The 23,072-nt window shown below is 45.3% G+C and carries 18 protein-coding genes and 1 pseudogene; 15 read left to right on the top strand and 4 right to left on the bottom strand.

Annotated features, from left to right (window positions below; translation table 11 throughout):
- Positions 1–74: 74 nt before the first annotated feature.
- The 3 genes from HWQ39_RS34115 (at position 75) to HWQ39_RS34105 (ending at position 3,469) form a co-directional block, all read left to right on the top strand.
- The gene (locus HWQ39_RS34115; RefSeq protein WP_292854758.1) at positions 75–1,502 is read left to right on the top strand and encodes a hypothetical protein; all 1,428 of its coding nucleotides are present in this window, start codon (positions 75–77) and stop codon (positions 1,500–1,502) included.
- Positions 1,503–2,052: 550 nt separating this feature from the next.
- A complete protein-coding gene (locus HWQ39_RS34110; RefSeq protein ID WP_292854756.1) occupies positions 2,053–2,244 on the top strand; it encodes a hypothetical protein in 192 nt (63 codons plus the stop codon).
- Positions 2,245–2,332: 88 nt separating this feature from the next.
- Positions 2,333–3,469: an AI-2E family transporter gene (locus tag HWQ39_RS34105; RefSeq protein ID WP_292854753.1), complete on the top strand. Its 1,137-nt coding sequence runs from the start codon at positions 2,333–2,335 to the stop codon at positions 3,467–3,469.
- An 882-nt stretch (positions 3,470–4,351) separates the two neighbouring features.
- Here HWQ39_RS34105 and HWQ39_RS34100 read toward each other — a convergent pair.
- Positions 4,352–4,504 carry a hypothetical protein gene (locus HWQ39_RS34100; RefSeq protein WP_292854751.1) on the bottom strand — a complete coding sequence of 51 codons (153 nt, stop codon included), beginning with the start codon at positions 4,502–4,504 and terminating at the stop codon, positions 4,352–4,354.
- A 242-nt stretch (positions 4,505–4,746) separates the two neighbouring features.
- Between HWQ39_RS34100 and HWQ39_RS34095 the strand changes: the two genes are divergently transcribed.
- From HWQ39_RS34095 to HWQ39_RS34055, 9 genes and pseudogenes are all read left to right on the top strand, one after another.
- Complete coding sequence (locus HWQ39_RS34095; RefSeq protein ID WP_292854749.1) at positions 4,747–6,111, top strand: LLM class flavin-dependent oxidoreductase; 1,365 nt, start codon at positions 4,747–4,749, stop codon at positions 6,109–6,111.
- Positions 6,112–6,377: 266 nt separating this feature from the next.
- Positions 6,378–7,745 (top strand): LLM class flavin-dependent oxidoreductase, encoded by a 1,368-nt coding sequence (locus tag HWQ39_RS34090; protein WP_292854746.1) that lies wholly within the window; start codon positions 6,378–6,380, stop codon positions 7,743–7,745.
- 168 nt (positions 7,746–7,913) lie between these two features.
- Positions 7,914–9,452 carry an amidohydrolase family protein gene (locus tag HWQ39_RS34085; protein ID WP_292854743.1) on the top strand — a complete coding sequence of 513 codons (1,539 nt, stop codon included), beginning with the start codon at positions 7,914–7,916 and terminating at the stop codon, positions 9,450–9,452.
- An 80-nt stretch (positions 9,453–9,532) separates the two neighbouring features.
- Positions 9,533–10,228: pseudogene (locus HWQ39_RS34080) on the top strand (FAD/NAD(P)-binding protein); the annotation flags it as partial.
- 78 nt (positions 10,229–10,306) lie between these two features.
- The gene (locus HWQ39_RS34075; RefSeq protein WP_292854856.1) at positions 10,307–10,966 is read left to right on the top strand and encodes a hypothetical protein; all 660 of its coding nucleotides are present in this window, start codon (positions 10,307–10,309) and stop codon (positions 10,964–10,966) included.
- 131 nt (positions 10,967–11,097) lie between these two features.
- Positions 11,098–11,766 carry a dienelactone hydrolase family protein gene (locus HWQ39_RS34070; RefSeq protein ID WP_292854741.1) on the top strand — a complete coding sequence of 223 codons (669 nt, stop codon included), beginning with the start codon at positions 11,098–11,100 and terminating at the stop codon, positions 11,764–11,766.
- Between the two features lie 481 nt (positions 11,767–12,247).
- The gene (locus tag HWQ39_RS34065) at positions 12,248–12,868 is read left to right on the top strand and encodes a GDSL-type esterase/lipase family protein (RefSeq protein WP_179068826.1); all 621 of its coding nucleotides are present in this window, start codon (positions 12,248–12,250) and stop codon (positions 12,866–12,868) included.
- Between the two features lie 119 nt (positions 12,869–12,987).
- Positions 12,988–13,986: an aldo/keto reductase gene (locus HWQ39_RS34060; protein WP_292854739.1), complete on the top strand. Its 999-nt coding sequence runs from the start codon at positions 12,988–12,990 to the stop codon at positions 13,984–13,986.
- Positions 13,987–14,180: 194 nt separating this feature from the next.
- A complete protein-coding gene (locus HWQ39_RS34055) occupies positions 14,181–16,028 on the top strand; it encodes an ABC transporter ATP-binding protein (RefSeq protein ID WP_292854736.1) in 1,848 nt (615 codons plus the stop codon).
- Between the two features lie 350 nt (positions 16,029–16,378).
- Here HWQ39_RS34055 and HWQ39_RS34050 read toward each other — a convergent pair whose 3' ends face one another.
- Positions 16,379–16,774: a hypothetical protein gene (locus HWQ39_RS34050; RefSeq protein ID WP_292854733.1), complete on the bottom strand. Its 396-nt coding sequence runs from the start codon at positions 16,772–16,774 to the stop codon at positions 16,379–16,381.
- A gap of 84 nt (positions 16,775–16,858) precedes the next feature.
- Positions 16,859–17,227 carry a hypothetical protein gene (locus HWQ39_RS34045; protein WP_292854730.1) on the bottom strand — a complete coding sequence of 123 codons (369 nt, stop codon included), beginning with the start codon at positions 17,225–17,227 and terminating at the stop codon, positions 16,859–16,861.
- 109 nt (positions 17,228–17,336) lie between these two features.
- Here HWQ39_RS34045 and HWQ39_RS34040 point away from each other — a divergent pair, with 109 nt between their 5' ends.
- Together HWQ39_RS34040 and HWQ39_RS34490 are read left to right on the top strand one after the other, a co-directional pair.
- Positions 17,337–17,582: a hypothetical protein gene (locus HWQ39_RS34040; protein ID WP_292854728.1), complete on the top strand. Its 246-nt coding sequence runs from the start codon at positions 17,337–17,339 to the stop codon at positions 17,580–17,582.
- Positions 17,582–17,728, top strand: a complete 147-nt coding sequence (locus HWQ39_RS34490) for a type II toxin-antitoxin system RelE/ParE family toxin (protein WP_366932332.1) — start codon at positions 17,582–17,584, stop codon at positions 17,726–17,728. Before HWQ39_RS34040 ends, HWQ39_RS34490 begins: the two co-directional genes overlap by 1 nt.
- 330 nt (positions 17,729–18,058) lie before the next feature.
- Here the strand turns inward: HWQ39_RS34490 and HWQ39_RS34035 are convergent, their stop codons facing one another.
- Complete coding sequence (locus HWQ39_RS34035) at positions 18,059–22,549, bottom strand: NB-ARC domain-containing protein (RefSeq protein ID WP_292854725.1); 4,491 nt, start codon at positions 22,547–22,549, stop codon at positions 18,059–18,061.
- Between the two features lie 168 nt (positions 22,550–22,717).
- Here HWQ39_RS34035 and HWQ39_RS34030 point away from each other — a divergent pair, with 168 nt between their 5' ends.
- Entirely contained in the window at positions 22,718–22,927 is a 210-nt protein-coding gene (locus HWQ39_RS34030; protein ID WP_292854723.1) for a hypothetical protein, read from the top strand.
- Positions 22,928–23,072 lie beyond the last annotated feature (145 nt).

Here is a 23,072-nt window from a genome sequence, read left to right as displayed (position 1 = left end):
AATTTATACCTCTTTCCAGAAACTTTTCAGAGATTTTATTGGTCTGGTTCTTCAAATTCTGCAAAAATTAACTAATGTCATCTTCTGCTCAAGGTATTCCCGGATTACCTGATTTGACGCATCCGATTGAGCTTGTCCAATTTGGAACCCAAGCGCTCAAAGCTTCACTTTTATTAGTATTTTTGATTGTAGCTTTAGGAATTGCGATCGCACTGATCAGTTTTTCTCTGCGTCGCAGCCAACCAGAACAACTAATATTCATCGGCGAATGGGCGATTCGTTATTCCCAACTTTTACAAGGATTACAGCATTTAACTCTAATATTAGTTTTATTAGTACCGGGATTTTTTCTCTGTTCAACCTTAAGCAATCGTTACCACTACTGGGAACAAGCAAGGGTGGCTCAAGTAGCTGAAAGTGTCGCAGGTGAAAAACTCGAACAATTTGCGCCTCAAATCCGCTACTCGATTCAAGAGCCATACTCTTATAACACTCAAGTCAATGGCAAAATTGTCAAAGTAAACGAGACACGACAAATCAATCGCTTCTTAACGCTGGCGGGTTCGCAAATTCAAGTCAAGCTTGACCAAAGTGTAGATGTTCCAGGTCGCAGTTCAATTTATCAGGCAAACTACACTGCTGATTATAAAGTAATTAACCAACTCAAGGATATTAATAATTTTTTCTTTGAAGCACTGCCACCCAACGGCTACACGCTGCTTGCTAGCTACAAAGTTGAGCGTGACGGTACTAGGTTACAACAAACTAATCCGGGAGACTATGGCTTTCCCTTCCAACTACAACCAGGAGAAGAAACCACCTTTCGAGTCACCTATCAAGCTCAAGGAGGGCCGCGCTGGGTTTATAGCGCCGCAGGACAGTTGCTTTCTAATTTTAGCCTCACAGCAATTGCTAACTTTGCTCCCGCTGATTTTGCTAGTGGTGTTGTACCGAATGAGATTAAAGTTAACGGAGGCAGTACGCAATTTACTTGGAAATTTGACGATAATGTTTCAGTAAAAAATCCATTTGGAGTGTTTACAAACACCGAGCCCATTCGTTACACGGGTATAATTCCCCGGCTTTTATTACTGGCACCAGCAATATTTTTGTGGTGGATATTGTTGTTATATTTGTCGCTCCCAATGAGTTTCAAAAATATTGCGATCGCTGCTAGTATTTTCTTTGCTTGTCTATTGACTTTGACGTATCTAACCCGCCTTATCAATCCTCAGTTAGCTTGGACTTTAATTTCCATCATTTTGCTAATTTTAACATGGGGATTGGGAGCTAGCCGCAGAGCTTCTCTAGCTGCGATCGTCGCTACTATTGCTGGAGCAGTATTACCTATTTTTGGATTATTAGTACCGTTTAGCGGACTAACCCTTAGTTTAGCGGGTTTGCTTTCAGCCGTTTGGCTGGCAGTTCGTCATTGGTATGGCTGGTATAGTTTACACCCAGAAGACCAAAGATTACAGGTTCAGAAAAATGCTAAAGATTAGATGATTTCGCTATGATTAGCGAAGTTTAAACTAACAGTATTTATGGATAACGATTTACTGGCTTTCTTTGTAGGTGCTGGATTCCTGATTCTCTATCTCATCTTCTCCGCATTAACTGAAATGGGGACTAAATTGCCTTGGAAGAAATAAGTATAGTTGAAGAATTCAGAAGTCAGAATTCAGTACTCAGAATCTTGAGATTCTTTCCCTAGATCAAAGGCTAAAAAGAGTATTGAGTAAGTTATTGCATTGTTCGCACAATGCTACAGAACTCGGCTGGTTAATCAACCCAGAAGACGAAAGTGTACTAGGGATTTTTCCTGGACAGCGTGTGGAATTATACGAAGTGCTGATAAATTACCCATCCTGGAGGGTATCGAGTTGGAACTGACCAGAGAGCAAGTTTTTGGCTGATTGAGTTTGACGTAAATAAAGCGATCGCATTTCCTAGAGAAAGTTGGAAAGGATTGTATCTGTAGGTTTATTGTAGAAACTAGACGGTACAGTGCCAATTCGTATGTACCATAAAAATTTGTATTGCTGTGCTTCTATGCAAAATCAACTAGGATTTGTTCTGAAACTGCTTTTACTCTCAGCTTTATTATCGGTATTAATTAAGTATGCAGGGCCAAGTCTATCAATTCCGGCGACAGCAACCAACGCGCTAATTATAGTATTGTTACCGATTGTAATAATAGCGATCGCGCTACTGTGGCGACTTCAAGCACAGAAACAAAATTAGCTCAAACCATGACTATAAGTTCCTAAAATCAGTTAACCTAGCTGAATTACCAGAAAATTGCATCTCGCCACCCCTTGGGAGTCAGCCTGTGAAACTTGGTCAATGGATCGGCTTAATCGCCATAGTTCTTTCTTTATACATCCTGTGGCAAATTCGGGAAGTGCTTTTGCTAATGTTTGCCGCTGTTGTGTTAGCCACTACTTTAAATCGGCTAGCGAAACGCTTCCAAAGCTTTGGGATCAAACGTGGATTCGCTGTACTCTTAGCGGTGGCTATCTTTTTTGCAGGTATAGTGGGTTTTTTCTGGCTAATTGTGCCACCATTTGCACAGCAATTTCAAGAATTAACCAATCAGGTTCCTAAAGGGTTTGAGCGCTTTAATGATTGGCTTGATGCCCTGAGAACTCGGATTCCTAACCAATTAGTTACTTACATTCCAGATATTAATAGCCTCATTCAACAAGCACAGCCCTTCGTCAATCGGGTGCTAGGAAACTCCTTCGCTTTTGTATCTGGTTCTTTGGAAGTTGTTCTCAAGATTTTGCTAGTCTTGGTTTTAACAGGAATGATATTAGCCGATCCCCTAGCTTATCGCAAAGTATTTGTGCAGCTTTTCCCCTCATTTTATCGGCGGCGGGTAGATGGAATTTTAGATAAATGTGAAGTCTCTTTAGAAGGATGGATTACAGGCGCTTTTATTGCCATTTGTGTCGTAGGGGTGATGAGTTTTGTTGGCTTATTAATTTTGGGTGTAAAAGCAGCAGTAGCTTTAGCGGTTTTAGCCGGATTTTTCAATTTGATTCCCAACCTTGGCCCAACACTGAGCGTCGTCCCAGCAATGGCGATCGCCTTCTTGGATGAACCTTGGAAAGCCGTTGCAGTCTTAATTGTTTACTTTATCATTCAACAGATTGAGAGTAATTTCATCACACCCGTTGTGATGGCGCATCAAGTCTCATTGCTACCTGCTATAACCTTAATTGCCCAACTATTTTTCGTTACTTTCTTTGGCTTTCTAGGGTTATTTCTGGCGTTACCTCTGACTGTTGTAGCGAAGATTTGGTTACAAGAAGTGTTAATTAAAGATATTTTGGATCAATGGGGAAATGATCGCCTACAAGAGACTGAGTTTGTGATAGTTTCTGAATCTCCTGGAGCAAATGATAATTGGACAGCAGAAAGTCTCGATATTAATCATGAACAACCAATTGATGATGATAATTAGGTGAATCTAAGTGAACATCACCTCACGCTTCAGGTAGTGAGAACATTAGCTGCGATAACTTCTTTACGAGACGCTCCGCGAACGCTAAGGCAGAAAGTCCATCTATAAATATCCGTTAATTGAAAAGTAGATTTGAAGATGATTCCAGCGAATGATCTAGACTCCTGAAATTAAAATTTGCTAAGACTTCTGGAATACTTTTCAGTCTACGGATATATTTTATTTTACTTAATTTATTGTATTACTTACTACAGGATTGTCCTTGGGAATTTGTTTTAAATACATACTTCACGCCGTGTGTGACTTTCTCTCAGACCTAACCCCCAACGGGAGCAACGCGATTTTGTGAGGTGGGAAAGCAGGGGAGGCAGGGGAGGCAGGGGGAGAGATATAAATTAAGTGTATTTTGGAGTTTTGTGGTAATAAATATTACTAAAATCTCTTTTTACTCCCCCTGCTCCCTCTGCTCCCCCTGCTCCCCCTGCTCCCCCTGCCCCGAAAGGTGATGATCTCACTTTTTCGCGTTGCTCCCACCCCCAACCCCTTCCCTACTAGCGTTGGGGAGCAAGAATCAAAGCCTCTCAGGAGTGGGGGAGAGGAATCGAAGTAGGGTTTCAAGAATAAGTCGCACATCGCGTGTCTTTTGTCTTGACGGCGATTTGATTTATTGCATCTTTAGTAATTTATAGTTTTCATCAAAGAACCTAAACCGAACCGTATTAGCATTCCTACATATACTACATCAAATAGTTTGCAATACTTAATGTTCGAGAAACTAATAATTAGTTTTTCATGTTATTGTGATTTCCAGCACATCTTTTTTTGGATTGATCGTGTAGGCTCTATCTGCTGGGTAAAATTACTAGATAAATTTATGGTAATTCAATCGCCAAGCAGCAGCATCCCTAATCCTGCTGTGGTATTAACTTTACTTACAGTTTGGTTATTTGATTTTTCAGCAAGTTTGGTTGCTAGAGAGCATTCCATAAATACATTCAGCGTGTAGCAAGATGTGAATGCCTGAGTGTTTGACACAAATACCTCAAAGTTTTATGGGGGAAAAGATTTTATCGATATGCTATTCGAGCGTTTTTCGGACTTAGGGGCTAACAAGAAATAAATTATCCATCTTTTGGAGCGAGCAGCGTTCGACTGATAGCTCATGCCTAAGTCTGTTGAATATGGGACGGGTGTTTTCACCCATCCCACAAGAAGAATTTGGGATGTTTTTTGATTTGAAAGTCCCTTAACGCAATATTAAGAAAAGAAAAAAGTATATGAGTACAACACGCAAATTTCGTTTAGGTGCATTCATTCAAGCCACTGGACACCATGTCTCTGCTTGGCGGCATCCCGATTCACAAGCAGATGCAGGACTGAATTTCGAGCATTACAAAGAAATTACCCAGACTGCTGAACGCGGCTTATTTGATGCAGTTTTCTTGGCGGATAGTCCAGGAATCTGGGGCGGCGCTCCAGAAACTCAGCATCGTAACGGTAAAATCGCCCATTTCGAGCCAGTCACCCTGTTCTCGGCCTTGTCCTCTGTAACCCAAAACATCGGCTTCATTTCCACCGCCTCGACCACTTATGAAGAACCCTACACCCTGGCACGTAAGTTTGCTTCCCTAGACCACTTGAGCAAAGGCCGGGCGGGGTGGAATGTAGTTACTACAGGGAATGAGAATGCTGCACTTAATTTCGGACTTGAGCATCACCCAGAACACAGCGAGCGTTATGAACGTGCTGAAGAGTTTGTGGAAGTGGTGAAGGGTCTATGGGATAGTTGGGAAGACGATGCTTTTATCCGTGACAAAGAATCTGGAATCTATTTTGACCCAGATAAATTGCATACATTGAACCACAAAGGCAAGTATTTCTCTGTCAAAGGGCCCCTAAACGTCGGTCGTCCGCCCCAAGGCTATCCGGTGATTGTCCAAGCTGGAGCCTCCGAATCGGGACGGGACTTAGCTGCACGTACTGCTGAGGCGATTTTCACCGCCAATCAAACCCTAGCTGATGCCCAAGAATTTTATGCTGATATCAAAGGTAGGCTAGCACAATATGGGCGATCGCCAGACGATCTAAAAATCATGCCTGGAGCTTTCCCAATCATTGGTCGTACCGAAGCAGAAGCTCAAGAGAAATACGAATTCTTGCAATCGTTAATCCATCCTGATGTCGCTTGGGGAATTTTAAAGAACTATTACAAAGGTGTGGATTTGTCAAAATATTCTTTAGATGATGTGGCTCCCGAACTACCCAGCGACACCAACGCTAACAAAAGTCGTCTCAAACTAGTCAAAGATTTGGCTACTCGTGGCACTCTCACACTGCGCCAGTTGTATCTCTCTCTTGCTACCGCGCGGGGTCATCGCACCATACTTGGGACTCCCGAAACCATTGCCGACCAGCTAGAAGAATGGTTCAACAACGGCGCAGCAGATGGCTTTAATATCATGCCGCCAATCCTTCCCACTGGGTTAGATGACTTCGTTAACCTAGTTGTTCCTGTCCTTCAGAAACGGGGACTGTTCCGTACCGAATACGAAGGAAGTACCTTGCGTGAAAACCTGGGATTGCGTCGTCCTGGCAATAGTTTTGCCGTCAAACAAGTGGATGAGAGATTAGTTTTAGCATAAATAACTTTTCATCTCTGCACTGTGCTGATAAGGCTTTTCAAGTAATTCAACTACACTACTCCCTGTCTCAAGACATGAAAAGCGATCAGTGATATTTAACGGAATGGCACTAAGTTAAAACACAGCCCTTGCCCTAACTGGTTCCCAGGCTGGAGGCTGGGAACGAGGATAGACAAGCTTTCGAATTTCTTAGTGTCATTCGATACCGACTGTAATCTTCTCTACGAAACACTCCGCGATCGCTCAGACATTGTAGAAAAAAGCAGATGAGTACAACACGTAAGCTTCGTTTAGGTGCATTTATTCAAGCCACTGGCCACCATATCGCGGCTTGGCGACACCCCGATTCACAAGCTGATGCTGGGCTAAATTTCGAGCATTACAAGGAAATTACCCAAACCGCCGAACGGGGCTTGTTGGATGCTGTTTTCTTAGCCGATAGCCCTAGCCTACAAGATAGTGGTGAACCAGAGGTGCTGAAACGCAACGGCAAATTAGCTAAGTTCGAGCCAGTAACACTATTTTCCGCACTGGCCCCACTCACTAAACACATTGGCTTTGTTGCGACAGCTTCAACCACTTATGAAGAACCCTACACCCTTGCGCGTAAGTTTGCTTCACTAGACTATTTGAGTAACGGTCGAGCAGCTTGGAATGTAGTCACCACAGGTAATGAGAATGCCGCAGGTAATTTCGGCCATGACGAACACCTAGAGCATAGCCAGCGCTATGAACGCGCCGAAGAGTTTGTAAAAGTGGTGAAAGGTCTTTGGGATAGCTGGGAAGATGATGCCTTCATCCGAGACAAAGAATCTGGTGTCTATTTTGACCCGAATAAACTGCATACACTCAATTACAAAGGCAAACATTTTTCTGTCAAAGGCCCTTTAAACGTCGGTCGTCCGCCTCAAGGTTATCCGGTGATTATCCAGGCTGGTGCTTCGGAAGTTGGGCGTGAACTGGCGGCAAAGACTGCTGAAGTTATTTTTACTGCCAACCAAACACTGGAAGACGGGCAGGAATTTTATGCTGATGTGAAAGGTAGGTTGGCTAAATATGGCCGCCAACTAGACGATCTGAAAATCATGCCGGGTGTGTTTCCAGTGATTGGTCGCACTGAAGAAGAAGCTCAGGAAAAATACGAATTCCTGCAATCGCTAATTCACCCATCGGTGGCATGGGGCTTACTGAAAACGCGTTATCAGGGCATTGATTTATCTGGCTATTCACTCGACGATCTCGCACCACCCTTGCCCACTGATACCAATGGTGGTAAAAGTCGCCTGAAGTTGCTGACGGATCTTGTAAATCGCGGCAATCTAACGCTGCGTCAGTTGTATCTCTCTGTTGCCACGGCGCGGGGTCATCGCACGATTATCGGTAGTCCCGAAAGTATTGCCGATCAGCTTGAAGAATGGTTCAGTAACGGTGCAGCAGACGGCTTTAATATTATGCCGCCAATTCTGCCCACAGGATTAGATGACTTTGTTAATTTAGTTGTCCCCATCTTGCAGAAACGCGGACTTTTCCGTACCAAATACGAGGGTACTACCTTGCGTGAAAACCTTGGATTGCGTCGGCCGGGTAATGGTCTTGCCGCTCAACAAGTGGATAAGAATCTGGTGGTAGCTTAAATGAATTTTTCACAAAACCTTTTAAATTGCACTTTCTGTAGATCGCCGCCCTACAGAACTTGAAATATTTGTCATTAGTCATTTGTCCTTTGTCATTTGTATTTACAAAGGACAGCCCTAAGCAGCATTGGATGCTTGGAAAAACCTGTAATTTTTTGAAGGAAAAATATGACTGAATATAGCCGATTGAAGACTTCACGCTCTGCTGCAATCAGAGCAACACTTGATTATCCAGTAATCGACACCGATGTTCATACCAATGATTTCACGCCAGCTTTTGAGGATTACATCGCTAAGTACGGCGGTGTGAAACTTGTAGACGAGTTACGTAAGACTGAAGCTTCTCGTCTCAACTCTAAGAGCAACGGTAAAGACTGGTATCAACAAACCCCTGAAGAACGTCAATACAATCGGACAATCCGATCGCCTTGGTGGGCTAGAGTTACCAAAAATACACTGGATCTTGCTACTTACACCCTGCCCGGATTGCTCTATGAGCGTCAGGCAGAGCAAGGATCTGACTATTCAGTGCTGTTTCCCAACAATGTTTTAGCACCAGCTGGAGCCAGTGCAGAGAATCGTCAAGCGCTGCAACGTGCAGTAAATCACTATCATGCTGATATTTACCGGAAATATAGCGATCGCCTAACACCGGTAGCTGGTATCCCCTTAACTACTCCCGAAGAAGGCATTGAGGAGTTAGAGTTTGCCGTAAAAACACTTGGCTTGAAAGTGATTAATATCACTGGAGGCGTGAAGCGGCCAATCAAAGCGATCGCTGATAAATATCCAGCCGATAAATTCCCCGAAATCGCCAAGTATGCCTCTTATATCGACTTCTACGGGCTAGATAGTGAATACGACTACGATCCCTTCTGGGCGAAAGTCGTGGAACTGGGCGTACCCGTCACCACCCATTACGGCAGTCAGGGCTGGACTGGCCGCTCCTCCATCAGTAACTACATGAACAACCATATCGGTCACTTTGCCGATGGTTCGGAAGCATTTGCCAAGGCGCTGTTCTTTGGTGGTGTTACCAAGCGTTTTCCACAGTTACGCGTAGCTATGCTAGAAGGTGGCGCAGATTGGGGTGCGCGTGTCTACATCCATTTGGTGGATCGGTTCTTGAAGCGCAACATCAAGGCACTGGAAAACTACAATCCAGCCTTGACCAATGCTGATGAGCTATTTGAGATATTTGAGCGCTACGGTGCAGAAGTTGCTCAAGGGTATTCCCTCGATAAGGATGAATTGACCAAAACTGTACTGGGAGCTTCATTCAGCCGTCATAGCCGCGCACCCATCGGTAGCGAATTGAACGATTTTGCAGCAGCTGGCATTGAAACAATTGAAGACATCCGCGATCGCTGGGTGAACAGTTTCTTCTTTGGTTCCGAGTCCGACGATCGCACCATCGCTACGGCATTCAATGACAAAGCCAATCCCTTGAAAGTCAAGATCAACGCCATCTATTCCTCCGATGTTGGTCACTGGGATGTGCCAGACCTCACCTCTCCCTTGGCTGAAAGCTGGGATCTCGTACAAGAAGGCGTTATTTCCGAAGCCGAATTCAAATCTTATGTATTCGCTAATCCCTACAAGTTTTACACCCAAGCTAACCCCGAATTCTTCAAGGGTACAGCGATCGAATCTAAGGTGAGTAACACCGAATTTCAACAAGTGGACAAGAATCTAGTAGTAGCGTAAAAGGCGAGATCAGGGAGTCGGGGGAGATTATTCTTCCTCATCTCCCTCATCCTCATAGTGTTTCACCTTGGGAGATCGACATGACAATAACGACTGATCCTGATATTGGGGCCCGCGAGGCGCTACGTCTAATTGGCCCCGATCCTGATAGCTGGATACCCGATCGCCAAGGCATCGATCACAACGTCACGGTTGTGGGTGGTAGCGGTAGCGGCAGCGTCTTTGCATTTGCACTGCGGCGCGCTGGCATCGGTCGCGTGACGGTGATCGACGCGGCCAAAGATGAAGCCCATGCTGGCGTGTGGCTCAACCGAGCGCGGATGAATAAACTACGCACACCGAAGAACTTGCCCGGCCCTGAACTTGGTATTCCGGCGCTGTCGTTCCAGGCTTGGTATGAAGCGCGACACGGTGCTGATGCCTACGCAGCGATCGACCGTATCCCCAGATTGCTATGGGCTGAGTACCTCAGCTGGTATCGGCAATTTTTGGGCATCACAGTTCGGTATCAGACGCGGCTAGTGCGAATTGAGCCGGCTGAAGGTTTTTTTCGTCTGCATCTTGAGGTGAACGGTGTCCCACAGGTAGAGACGACGCGCAAGATTATCTTTGCTAATGGCGTGGCTGGTACTGGCGGCCCATACGTGCCACCAGTGTTAGATAGTCTACCACGCAGGCTGTATGCCCACACTGTCGATACCATCGACTTCGGCGCATTGCGCGGCAAAACTGTAGCAGTGCTGGGTGCTGCGGCCTCAGCTTTCGATGCCGCAGGGGTGGCGCTGGAATCGGGGGCAAAGGCGGTGCATTTGTTTGCCCGGCGATCAGAGATCGCATCGCTGCCGATAAATCGCGTGCGTGGGTATCCTGGCGCTTACTACAACTATCCAGAACTACCTGATGCAGCCCGTTGGTTCCAAGCTTGGCGTTTTCGTGAAGTTGGTTCTACACCACCAGCCGACGCAATTCAACGGGCGATCGCATTCCCCAACTTTCATCTACATTTATCTGCAAACTGGAGATCGGCGCACGAGGAAGGCGGGCGCATTGTCGCCCAGGTGAACGACGATGTTTTTGAGTTCGATTTTGCGATCGCAGGCACCGGTTACTTTGTTGATCCGACAAAGCGGCCCGAACTAGCTGACTTTGCACAGCATATTGCACTTTGGCGCGATCGCTATCAACCACCAGCCGACCAACGCGCCGACGACTTGGGCACACACCCCTACCTTGGCAGTGCCCACGAATACCAAGAAAAAGTACCCGGTAGCGCACCTTACCTCAAGGATATCCACGTCTTCAACCCAGCCGGTTTTGTGAGCTTCGGTCTGCCCATCGGCGACGTGCCCAGCATCCGGCGTGATGTCCCGGCAATAGTGTCGCGTATCACTCATGACTTATTCTTCACCGACTGGGCACTGCACGAGACACGAATCACAAGCAACAACATCGCGCCAGACTTCGATGCCTCACTGTACGCCGCCGCAGTGTGGAAACAGCCTGTCAAGGCTTAGTACATAGGGGACTGAGGGAGAAGCAAGGGAGCAGGGAGCAGGGAGCAAGGGAGAAAAATTTTCCCCTCTGCCCCCCGCACCCTGCCCCTCTGCCTCTTTCCAATCCCCAATTTAAATTAGGAGCCAAAACTATGCCTGTTGAACAACGCTCTTACGAAACCAGCAATGGTTCCTTGCCTTATCTTTTTTCGCCTGTTTCTGATAATGCCAACAAACCCGCAACCCTGGTATTGTTTTTGCATGGAGGACGCGATCGCGGTATAGATTTGAATGTGTTGCTGAAATGGGGTCTACCTCGTTTCGTAGATTCATCCAACTCCTTACCTTATGTCTTTGCTGCACCCCAGATTCCGGCTGAACAGACTTGGGCAGATCGAGCCGATGATGTGCTTGCTTTACTTGATGAATTGATCGCTTCCCAACCCGTCGATCCAGCGCGGGTGATATTAGCCGGGTTCAGCTTAGGTTCGGCGGGGATCTGGCATATTGCTGCTTTGCATCCCGATCGCTTCGCAGGTTTAGTACCTGTATCTGGAAGAGTACCCAAAACATTAGAAGAAAGCGAACTAGCTGCACTCAAAGACATTCCCGTTCAAATATTCCAAGGTGGACAAGACAAAAATCTGCCAATTGAGGATACAGAACAATTTGTTGAGCGCTTACGCAAAGTCGGGGGGAAAGTTGATTTGACAATACTGCCCGATGGCGATCATTTTATTGCAGATGAGGTATACGGCGATTCCAAGTTGCAACAGTGGCTAATTTCCCAGAGCCGTCGTGAAATTTCTGTAGTTGCTTGAGATGCAATACACAATAGGGCACAGCAATGCTCATAGGTGTCAACTTAAGTTGGAAACAGCTTATCTGTTGGCTGACATGCCCGCCCGGAAATAAATTTTCGGGCTAATAGCTTAAGTCTACTGAAGTAGACTGGAGATTTTTGGCGATATTTAGTCATCTTCAGATGACTTTAGCTATGAGACGGGAATTGAAATTCCCGGCGGACAAGCGGTTTCGCGTTAAGTTGACACCAATGAGCAATGCTGTACCCCTACAAATGGTCTGTATTCTATGCAATTATGACCGCTATATCCGTTGTCTGTGTAAGCTAATCGTCATTTAAATTGCACCATATTCATGGTAAGAAAAACTGCAAACCCTTTCCCTTGCTCCCTGCCCCCTGCCCCCCTGCGGTCTCAATGTGTAAATTAAATGCTTAAGAGCTTACCCCTGCGGGGAAGCAAGCTACGCGCAGCGTCTCGTAGAGAAGCGACGTGACTTATGTCAGATTCTCGTAAAGAAATCAGAATTTGTTTTATTGGTGAATCCTTTGTCAATGGCACAGGCGATCCAGAGTTTCTGGGTTGGACAGGTAGAGTGTGCCGCAATGCTGAATCAAGAGGATACGCTATCACCCATTACAACTTGGGGGTGCGGGCAGAGACAAGTCGGTATCTCAAAAAACGTTGGTACTCGGAAGTCTCCTATCGTCTCCCAAAAGAATCCGATGGTCGAGTAGTGTTTTCCTTTGGGGCAAATGATTCAGGATGGGCAGGTAAACAGCAAGGAATCGAACTTTCTGAGTCGATTGCCAATGCTCACAATATCTTAAGCCAAGCGAAGCAACTCTATCCGATTTTGATGGTTAGTCCGCCACCCTGCGGTGATGTCGATCAAGAAAAAAGAAATCAAATTCTTGCAAATCTATCACAGGAATTCGCATTGGTTTGTAATCAACTAGATGTTCCGTATCTTGATGTGTTTTCTAGTTTGGTAAAGTCACCAATCTGGCTAGCAGAAGCAAAAGCTAATGATGGCGCTCACCCAAAAGCAGATGGTTATGCAGAATTTGCCGCGATCGTCCAAAGCTGGGAAGGTTGGTTAAATTGGTTCACGCCTTAAAAAATGCATTTATTGCATAGCGTTTTAGTTTCGCCCCGCCTCGCTAACGCAGAACGCACGTCGCATTCTATTTAAAAATTTTAAAACTTTCTCAATCAACCTCAATCAACAACATATCTATGACCTTACCAACTACCAAGCTCGGTAAAACTGGATTGACTGTTTCGCGTCTTTGTCTCGGCACTATGACCTTTGGTTTACAGACAGATGAAGAAACTTCCAGGCAGATCCTTGACACCGCAGCTGATGGCGGGATCAATTTTTTGGATACAGCCGATGTTTATCCCCTCGGTGGTGGACTTGCTACTGCTGGACGTACTGAAGAAATCGTTGGACGCTGGCTCAAAGGCAAACGCGAACATTTTATTTTAGCTACCAAGTGCGTCGGTCGAGTTGGCCCTGCACCTTGGGATCAAGGGGCTTCGCGGAAACATATTTTGGATGCGATCGATGCTTCTCTACGGCGGCTAGGAACTGATTATATCGATTTGTACCAGTTGCACTCCGACGATGCGTCAACCCCTCTTGATGAGACTCTGGAAGCGCTGGATGCAGTAGTTAGTGCTGGCAAGGTGCGCTACATCGGGGTTTCCAACTTTTTAGCCTACAGACTCGCCCGCGCTTTGGGTCGCGCCGAGACACGCAATTTAACTAAGTTCATCTCAATTCAGCCCCGTTATAACTTGTTATTCCGCGAAATTGAGCGAGAACTATTGCCCTTGGCCAAAGAAGAAGGACTGGGTGTAATTTCCTACAATCCATTGGCGGGTGGTCTACTTACAGGCAAACACATTCTTACTCAAGGCCCCACCTCAGGCACTCGTTTTACGTTAGGTGCTGCCGCAGAACGTTATCAAGATCGCTACTGGCACGATCGCGAGTTCAATACTGTCGAAGATTTACGCACAGTAGCGGATCTCGCCGGATTGTCTCTCACTACCCTAGCAGTAGCTTGGGTTTTATCTAATCCCATTATTACTGCCCCCATTATTGGCGCTAGCCGCCCAGAACAACTTACTGACAACCTCAAAGCAGTAGAACTAAAACTTGACGACAGTTTGAAACAAAAATTAGACGACATAACCGCCGAATACCGAAGAGGAGATTCTCTTCGTTAGAAACTAGGGACGCAGCGAATAACAAATGACAAATGACTAATGACAAATGACCAATGACTAATTGGAATCACACCATCAGAAATTATGGTCTAGTGGAGTACTTCTAAAAGTCTCTAATGCCATCGGACGGCTGCTCCAGTCGTCCATTTTTATCTTGTAGAAAAGCTAAAATGATGCCTAAGAGATCGACTTTCATGACGAAAAAAACTAGACAATCCAAATCTTTTCAACGCGCTCCTGATGCACCAGATTTACCATCAACTCCCTTTAGGTTCATTTTGTATTTCGTTAACCAGTTCCGTTGGTGGTATGTATTAGCGGTGATCCTGGAGATCGTACACGCAACCTGTGGCATTATGCTGCCTTATGCTATTGGCGAGATCATCCGGGGTGTGACGCGATCGACGGGTGACAGTAAGCCCATTTTTGATGCCATGAAGCAACCTCTGATGCTGTTCATCGGCTTGAGTGTGGGTGAAGTGGTTTTTGGGCGATCGGCTGGACTCTTGCAGACGATTCTCCATCCCATCCATCGACAACATATTGTGCGATCGCTATATGCCTACTTGCAACACCATTCGCATCGCTACTTGAGCAGCAGTTTTTCTGGAGCATTGGCACATCGGATTAGCGAAACTTCTCTAGGTGTTACCCAGACGATGCAAATGATGATTAGCGAGTTTATGCCAGTAATTGTGGTGTATGGCGTCGCTACGACAATACTGTATCGCGCTTACCCTCCCCTGGCTGCACTTGTGGGAATCTGGGCGGTTCTCTTTATCTGTATTTCGTTCTGGCTAGCAACTCGCTGCCGATTTTACTCCCGGAAAGCCGCAGCCGCCAGAAGTGAGACAACTGGCATCATTGTAGATGCGGTCACAAATCTCACTAGTAGCCGACTATTTGCTCGTTTTGGTTTTGAACGACACTATTTGAATGACCAATTAAAGCGCGAAATCAAACACGTGAGAGAGTCCAACTGGTACTCAGAGCGCATTCGCTGGTTTCAATTCATCTCAGCAGCCATTCTAAAAATCAGCACCCTATATTACTCGCTTTCTCTGTGGAGTCAAGGAAAGATTGCTACTGCTGACTTTGTTGTAGCAACCAGCCTGTCGCTATTGATTATCAGTGAAGCGCGTAATTTGAGCCGCCGCTTTCTGGAATTTTTTGAACACGTTGGTAATGTCGCCAATGGCGTTTTCACCATCATTCAACCCCACGAGTTGGTCGATCGCGATAAGGCGATCGCCCACTCAATCACTCAAGGTAAGATTGAGTTTCGGCGGGTGAATTTCAACTACACAGAAGAGAAGAAAGTTTTCAACAATCTTTCTGTCACCATCCAACCAGGAGAGCGGATCGGACTGGTAGGCTTGTCCGGCTCTGGAAAATCCACTTTTGTCAATCTAATTCTGCGTTTATTCGACCCACAATCTGGACAAATTATTATTGATGGGGTCGATATTCGAGACATGACTCAAGATGCTTTACACGCCCAGATCAGCTTAATTCCCCAAGATCCATCTCTGTTCCATCGCACTTTGCTAGAAAATATTCGTTACGGACGCTTGGATGCAACCGATGAGGAAGTGATTGAGGCTTCGCGCAAGGCTCATGCTCACGATTTCATCGCCCAAAGCAAGGATGGTTACAATTCTCTGGTAGGCGAACGTGGTGTAAAGCTTTCTGGAGGGCAAAGACAGCGCATTGTAATCGCACGGGTAATTCTCAAAGATGCGCCGATCCTGATTTTAGATGAAGCCACCTCTAGCCTCGATTCAATCACCGAAAAAGCGATCCAAGATACCCTCGACTTAGCAATGAATGGGAAAACGGTCATTGTAGTGGCTCATCGACTATCTACCATCGTCCATCTAGATCGGATTTTGGTGTTTGACAAAGGTCGGATTATCGAGGATGGTTCCCATGCTAAACTGCTGGCACTCGGCGGCGCTTACTACAGATTATGGAAAATGCAGGCAGGTGGATTTCTGCCAGACAATCTCGACGAAGAAAGCATACGTGTAGGCTCACACTGACATAAATAACTTTGAAAATTAGATTTTAAATTTTGGATTTTGGATTGAAGATTCAAAATTCAAAATTTAAAACGTCTCATAGGATGCGAATCAATACAGTTAGGTTAAGAGGATGTTTTAAAATTCCTCTGCTCGGTAGCAAAACGTTTTAGATCCCCCTAAATCCCCCTTAAAAAGGGGGACTTTTAGAGACTTTACCCCCTTTTTAAGGGGGGCTGGGGGGAGCTAAAAGTGCCTAAAATTACAGCCATCCACTTTTAAAACATCCTCTAAGGTTTATATGATGAAAATCATAGATTGCAAAAACGCGATAAATCGCCTTTTGTAGAGAGGGCGATTTATCGCGTATTTTATGCAATTTTAGCATTTTCATCTGATGCTTGTTCTGCAACATTTTTCAAGCGGCTCGATCTGATTTTGCGGATGCGATCGCTATCACGAACACCACCCGCCATTTCATACTCACGGCTGTTTTTACCGTACTTAATTGCAACCACCATCAGCATTTTCTCAGAAAGCTGACTCAAATTTTTTTCCATTTCTTCAATTTCAGTTTTAGAAGAGTCAACTATCGACAGAGCAGTATTATAAACATCAATTTTGTTGCGTAGCTGGTCGATTGACTCAACTAATTTTTCTAGACTATAATCTTCATCAAATTTGACGCTTGGAATAATTGATTTTAGTCCGGCGGATCTTAACTGAGCTTTTTCTAAAGTACGGGATGTGCGTTTTTTTCGAGACATAAAATTACTCCTTTAAGATGCTCTTAAAGCTAGCTTGCCTCAATTAAACTGCGTTCCGGTTCAGTAAAACTCGCAATTTTTTTACTAACATTTTTGATTGATAACAGTAATTTTTCGGAACTTAATTACTAAATTTTGGTATTTATAAGCTCCCGTAAGTCCTGTAGCGGCTCCCGTAAGTCCTGTAGCGGCTCCCGTAAGTCCTGTAGCGGCTCCCGTAAGTCCTGTAGCGGCTCCCGTAAGTCCTGTAGCGGCTCCCGTAAGTCCTGTAGCGGCTCCCGTAAGTCCTGTAGCGGCTCCCATAAGTCCTGTAGTCGCTCCCGTAAGTTCTGTAACTCTTTCAATTTGTTCGGGAGTGCATAGGCAAAACTTTTGTAAGCGATCGCGATTATTCTGTAGAAAAGATCGATATAAGCGATCGCCGTTTAGACAAATCCAATTTCTGCGCCGCACCCCACAAGCGTGAAATACAACTCAAAGACTTTGGGCTTGACAAAAATATAACTGTTAAAATCAGCATAATGGTGTCAAAATGCGAGATAATACACCCAATAGGAGAAAAATGCCAGCCATTGTTAAATTACAACTCTCCTTAGAAACTTTAGCAGAAGCAATATCTTCTCTTGATTTAACAGAAAAACGTCAACTTCAAGAGCTAATTGAGCAACAAATTTTTGAGGACGAAGAAGCGTTGTACGAAGACGATGCAGAAACACTGGCAGAAATTGAAGCAGTTCGCGCTGAGTATAAAGATGGTGAGTTCGTGACTATAGATCAATATCTTGCTAATCGCTCACAGCAGAGATAATGAGGTATGCAAAGTTAAAAGGTTCTGATAACGAGTATCGTATTCGGATTGGTGATTATAGAGTTTGTTACGAGATTAATGATGAAAGTCAACTCGTACAGATTTTGCAGTGCAAGCATCGAAAAGATGTTTATAGAAAAAGTTAGTAAAGATATGCTCAACCTAAATGCGATCGCTTAGTATTCTGCTGTAGAAAAACCAATATAGGCGATCGCTCATTGACAGTCTAGACAATTTCTCTGATGATTTTATGACTAATTGCGATCGCTCACTGATCTATACCAAAGAGAGTTTGTAAATTCGATACATACTTGATGGTTGAGTAGCTGTAAATGGCGATTGTACTTCGCTTAAAACTATAGATCCTGCATCCCCTTATACCAATTGACTAAAATCAGGCTACAGATGCAAGTTATATCTAACTCTTTTAAATTACAAATTAGGTTGCCGAGCGAAGGCGAGGTACGAATTACGCATTATTTCCACCATCGCGCCACATGCTCAATCCCACGGGCAATTTCTACCGTTGCTGCTTCACCACTTAATGCAAAGATAACTGGAAACAATTCTTTGATATCTCGCAGCAAATCAGGGCGAGTACGAAGGGATAGCTGATGAAGTGTATCTTGCCAAAGAGAAAAAAGTTTGGCAGATGGCATTTGTGACAAATATAAAGCACATGTACTCAATGCATCGGCGCGATATTCCTCATCCTGAATCGAGCGTGCAGCGGCAAGTGCTTCTGACAGAACCTCTGGCAGTTTCTCTACTAAGGCTATCAAGGCATAGGTGCGAGAATACTCATCCTGAATCGAGCGTGCAGCGGCAAGTGCTTCTGGCAGAACCTCTGGCAGTTTCTCTACTAAGGCTCTTAAGGCATAGGTGCGAGAATCCTCATCTTGAATCGAGCACGCGGCAGCGAGTGCTTCTGGCAGAACCTCTGGTAGTTTCTCTGCTAAGGTTGTGAGGACAGAAGCGCGATTTGACTCGGACTGAATCGAGCGTGCGGCGGTGAGTGCTTCTGGCAGAACCTCTGGTAGTTTCTCTGCTAAGGCACTCAAGGCAGAGGCGCAAGAATACTCATCCTGAATCGAGCGTGCGGTAGCGAGTGCTTTTGGGAACAACTCAGGCGGCAGTCTCTCTGCTAAGGCACTTAAAGCAGAGGCACGAGAATACTCATCCTGAATCGAGCGCGCGGCAGCGAGTGCTTCTGGCAGAACCTCTGGTAGTTTCTCTGCTAAGGTTGTGAGGACAGAAGCGCGATTTGACTCGGACTGAATCGAGCGTGTGGCGGTGAGTGCTTCTGGCAAAACCTCTGGTAGTTTCTCTGCTAAGGCACTCAAGGCAGAGGCGCGAGAATACTCATTCTGAATCGAGCGTGCGGCGGCGAGTGCTTCTGGCAAAACCTCTGGCACTTTCTCCGCTAGAGTACTGAGGATAGAGGCGAGAGAATACTCATCTTGAATCAAGCGCGTTGCGGAGAGTACTTCTGGCAACAACTCAGGTGGCAGTTTCTCTGCTAAGTCCCTCAAGATATGGGCGCGCTCTCTCTCATCATGAATCAAGCGCGTTGCGGAGAGTACTTCTGGCAACAACTTAGGTGGTATTTTCTCTACTAAGGCTCTCAAAACATCGGGATAATCTTCCTCATCTTGAATCAAACGTGCAGCAGAGAGTGCTTCTGGCGAAACCTCTGGCAGTTTCTCTACTAAGGTACTGAGAGCTAAGGTACGGAAATACTCATTCTGAATAGAGCGCGCTGCGGCGAGTGCTTCTGGCAAAATCTCTGGCAGTTTCTCTGCTAAGGTACTGAGGACAGAGGCGCGAGAATACTCATCTTGAATCAAGCGTGCCGCGGCAAGTGCTTCTGGCAGAACCTCTGGCAGATTTTGTGCTAAGGCTCTCAAGACATCAGCACGAGAATACTGATTCTGAATTGAGTGTGCAGCGGCGAGTGCTTCTGTCAAAGCCTCTGGCAGTTTCTTTGCTAAGGTATTGAGGATAGAGGCGAGAGAATACTCATTCTGAATTGAGCGTGCGGCGGCGAGTGCTTCTGGCAACAATTCAGGTGGCAGTTTCTCTGCTAAAGTACTGAGAGCTAAGGTACGGAAATACTCATTCTGAATAGAGCGCGCGGCAGCGAGTGCTTCTGGGAAAATCTCTGGCAGTTTCTCTGCTAAAGTACTGAGGGCAGAGGTGCGATATTCCTCATTCTGAATAGAGCGTGCGGCAGCTAGTGCTTCTGGCAACAATTCAGGTGGCAGTTTCTCTGCTAAGGCACTCAAGGCCTTGGCGAAAGAATACTCATTCTCAATCAAGCATGTGGCGGTGAGTGCTTCTGGCAAAACCTCTGGCAGTTGTTCTGCTAAGATACTCAAGGCATTGGCGCGAGAATACTCATCCTGAATCGAGCGTGCGGTGGCGAGTGCTTCTGGCAAAGCCTTTGGCAGTTTCTTTGCTAAGGTACTGAGGATAGAGCCGAGAGAATACTCATTCTGAATCGAGCGTGCGGCGGCGAGTGCTTCTGGCAACAATTTAGGTGGCAATTTCTCTGCTAAGGTACTGAGGATAGAGACGAAAGAATACTCATTCTGAATCGAGCGCGCGGCGGCGAGTGCTTCTGGGAAAACCTCTGGCAGTTTCTCTGCTAAACTACTGAGGGCAGAGGCGCGAGAATACTCATCCTGAATCGAGCGTGCGGCAGCTAGTGCTTCTGGCAACAATTCAGGTGGCAATTTTTCTGCTAAGGCACTCAAGGCTTTGGCAAGAGAATACTCATTCTCAATCAAGCATGTGGCGGTGAGTGCTTCTGGTAAAACCTCTGGCAGTTGTTCTGCTAAGGCTCTCAAGGCATCGGCAAAATCTTCCTCATCCTGAATCAAACGTGCAGCAGAGAGTGCTTCTGACAGCATCAGTTTTTTTAAATTTGGCGGCAAATAGTTGACTAACTCTGCAAGAGCTTTCACTTTCTGTTTTGGTTCTGGGTTTTGCAGAGCATAAGCTAGTCCTTGTTCAGCATTCCAAAAATTGTTTTTGACCAGCGCCACCAGCAATTCCACTGGTACATTCGCTGCCAAACTATTCAGAGATGCCGTAATCAAAGCATAGCAACACTGCAAACCTACCACTTGAGACAAGGTTGCTTCAGTCCAATTTGTTTCTGCTAGTTCCCAGGCACGAGAAATATCTGTGATGTAACCGCCAGTTTCTCCCAATTGTTCTCGCACTTCAAACCAGCCATTGCTTCCAGTTGCAGACTCTTCCCGCAATAACGTGTGAATCTCTTCTACCTGTCCAGCCTTTTCCAAATGCCAAACTAAATACTGATGAATGTAACCATCATCGAGTAAAGTATGCCATAAACCATTCTGGGTTTTCTGCCGATACTTCTTTAAAAAAGCAGCGTGAACATCAGCAAGGTTTAAACCCAACCCAGCCAAATCTCCTCGGCGTTTTGGCTCAGAGGGAGCAGTTAACAAATTACAAGCTAAATCGTGAAATAAGTCATGTAATCGATAGGTAGGCATACCATCAGCAAGCGGTATTCCTGTTAATAGCAATGCTTTATTCCGTAAATATTGCAACATCTTGGCAGCATCACGCTTATCCATCTGCCACAGCGTTGCTGCCATCATCTTATTAATGTTGACATCCTCCGGCAATACCCCTAACCAAGAGAAATGCTGCTGCTTTTCTGGTGGCATTCGCTTGACACTCAAATTTAATGATGCCGTTAAACTCAGGCGTTTTAAACTAGCCTCATCAGTAATTTCTTCGGCTTCCGGTCGGTCAAAACTTGTTAATCTGGCTACTTCTTGCTGAATATCCGCCAACAGTTCATTCCAAGTCGTACCACAGGCAACTTCGGCGGCTGCAAGTTCCAATGCTAGGGGAAGATAACCAACACCTTTGGCTAAATTTTCTGCTGAGTGACGTTCTATGCCAGTAATCTCGCGTCTTAATTTCTTGGTCAGCAATTCCATTGCCTGATCTGGTTTCATTATATCCAGGCTGTAGGTGTTGGCTGCTAAGGCATCGGCAATGTGACCTTCACGAGTAGTTACTAAAACTTGACAACGCGCCCCACCAAAATTAAATGCTTGTGCATCTTCGGTATTCCAAGCATCATCCACCACCAGCAACACAGCCTTGTCATAAAGCAGAGTCCGCAAATGCGAGGAAGTTGCTTCTACACTTGTAGGCTTAAAGCTATAGTCTCCTAATGCTTGCACCCAGCCACTAAGTAAAGAAAGGACATTGGGTTGTTGACCTAATGTTGCCCAAAGAATGCCATCACCAAAACGAGATTGTATTTCTGCATTATGGGCTAAAGCCGCAGCTAAAGTAGATTTGCCCACGGAACCCAAACCGTGAATTGCAGTAATTACTAAAGTGCGACTATCAGACGATGAACCATTTAAAAGACGAGTTTTTAAATCATCGCTATACTCTGGGCGTTCTACAAAGTGTTCGGGTAAGGGTGGCGCTTGAAATAGAGTAAGTTTAATTTGACGTACAGTAGCAACACCCTCATCTTGGGTGAAATTTGCTGCTAATTCTTTCGATTTTTTCGGTCTGTTATTTTCCCACGCTTCATCAAACCGTTTTAGGTTCTTCTCTCTATCCCTTGACCATAGCTTTAAAGTAAAGTGCCAGTCATCAGAACCTTGAGTTTGGGAACGGTTATCTTCGAGAATCTTCAAGAAATCCTTCAGCAAATTCAGCGCTTCTCGAATTTGCGCTTTAGTTAACTTGCCAGGATATTTGTCTTTTTGGGTCAGCAACTCCAACGCAACTAACGTAGTCTGCACAGTCAGCTTGGGGTTAGTGCTGTCTTCTTCTTTCCAGTTGTACTTAATTTTAAAGTTACCGTCCTCAAATTCTCCATCGACAAAACAAAGCAACGCCTCTAGCAAACGCTTGACTCGTTTCTGAATTACAGGGCCTTTAGTAGATTCTCGCGCCATTACATCCAAAAAAATGAGTAAGAAGTTTGGGGCTACCCCAGATTGAAACTACCACCCCAAACTCATGTAATCCAGATTCTAAGGCATTTTCAGCAAGATTAGGGTATTTGCTTAGTGATACAACCCCAAAGAGAAGCTTTATCTATCAACTCTTGGGGGTAGAAACAAATGCAAGTCCGTCAAATTCTCGGTAAAATCATTGCTTTGTTGCTGACAATGCAACTATTCTTGATTGGCTTCCAAGCTAAAAGCCAAATTGACCAAGGTAACTCATCCATTGAAGCGTTGATTTGGATGACTCAACAATATATTTCAGTGCTGGTTAAAATTCGCAGCTTGCAGGATAAACATTCTCCAAAACTCAAAAGTAAAAGATAGGTGTGTTAACAATGCGGTTCGGTTAACGTTTTTATATTTTGAAGATCCCCCCAACCCCCCTTAAAAAGGGGGACTTCCAAGCCTCTTTCACCCCCTTTTTAAGGGGGTCGCCGTAGGCGGGGGGATCTTAACCGAACCGTATTGG

This window comes from Nostoc sp. NMS8, from assembly GCF_017115045.1.
Lineage (GTDB): Bacteria > Cyanobacteriota > Cyanobacteriia > Cyanobacteriales > Nostocaceae > Nostoc.
The sequence above is the reverse complement of the archived record's forward strand: the minus strand, read 5'-3'. Positions and strand labels throughout refer to the sequence as shown.

What these genes read in the sequence shown, in the direction of transcription:
- HWQ39_RS34040 (WP_292854728.1), top strand. Translation starts at nt 17,337, where the DNA reads ATGCCAGCCATTGTTAAATTACAACTCTCCTTAGAAACTTTAGCAGAA.
- HWQ39_RS34065 (WP_179068826.1), top strand. Translation starts at nt 12,248, where the DNA reads ATGTCAGATTCTCGTAAAGAAATCAGAATTTGTTTTATTGGTGAATCC.
- HWQ39_RS34110 (WP_292854756.1), top strand. Translation starts at nt 2,053, where the DNA reads ATGCAAAATCAACTAGGATTTGTTCTGAAACTGCTTTTACTCTCAGCT.
- HWQ39_RS34050 (WP_292854733.1), bottom strand. Translation starts at nt 16,774, where the DNA reads ATGTCTCGAAAAAAACGCACATCCCGTACTTTAGAAAAAGCTCAGTTA.
- HWQ39_RS34115 (WP_292854758.1), top strand. Translation starts at nt 75, where the DNA reads ATGTCATCTTCTGCTCAAGGTATTCCCGGATTACCTGATTTGACGCAT.
- HWQ39_RS34060 (WP_292854739.1), top strand. Translation starts at nt 12,988, where the DNA reads ATGACCTTACCAACTACCAAGCTCGGTAAAACTGGATTGACTGTTTCG.
- HWQ39_RS34095 (WP_292854749.1), top strand. Translation starts at nt 4,747, where the DNA reads ATGAGTACAACACGCAAATTTCGTTTAGGTGCATTCATTCAAGCCACT.
- HWQ39_RS34090 (WP_292854746.1), top strand. Translation starts at nt 6,378, where the DNA reads ATGAGTACAACACGTAAGCTTCGTTTAGGTGCATTTATTCAAGCCACT.
- HWQ39_RS34035 (WP_292854725.1), bottom strand. Translation starts at nt 22,549, where the DNA reads ATGGCGCGAGAATCTACTAAAGGCCCTGTAATTCAGAAACGAGTCAAG.
- HWQ39_RS34070 (WP_292854741.1), top strand. Translation starts at nt 11,098, where the DNA reads ATGCCTGTTGAACAACGCTCTTACGAAACCAGCAATGGTTCCTTGCCT.
- HWQ39_RS34490 (WP_366932332.1), top strand. Translation starts at nt 17,582, where the DNA reads ATGAGGTATGCAAAGTTAAAAGGTTCTGATAACGAGTATCGTATTCGG.
- HWQ39_RS34055 (WP_292854736.1), top strand. Translation starts at nt 14,181, where the DNA reads ATGACGAAAAAAACTAGACAATCCAAATCTTTTCAACGCGCTCCTGAT.
- HWQ39_RS34085 (WP_292854743.1), top strand. Translation starts at nt 7,914, where the DNA reads ATGACTGAATATAGCCGATTGAAGACTTCACGCTCTGCTGCAATCAGA.
- HWQ39_RS34030 (WP_292854723.1), top strand. Translation starts at nt 22,718, where the DNA reads ATGCAAGTCCGTCAAATTCTCGGTAAAATCATTGCTTTGTTGCTGACA.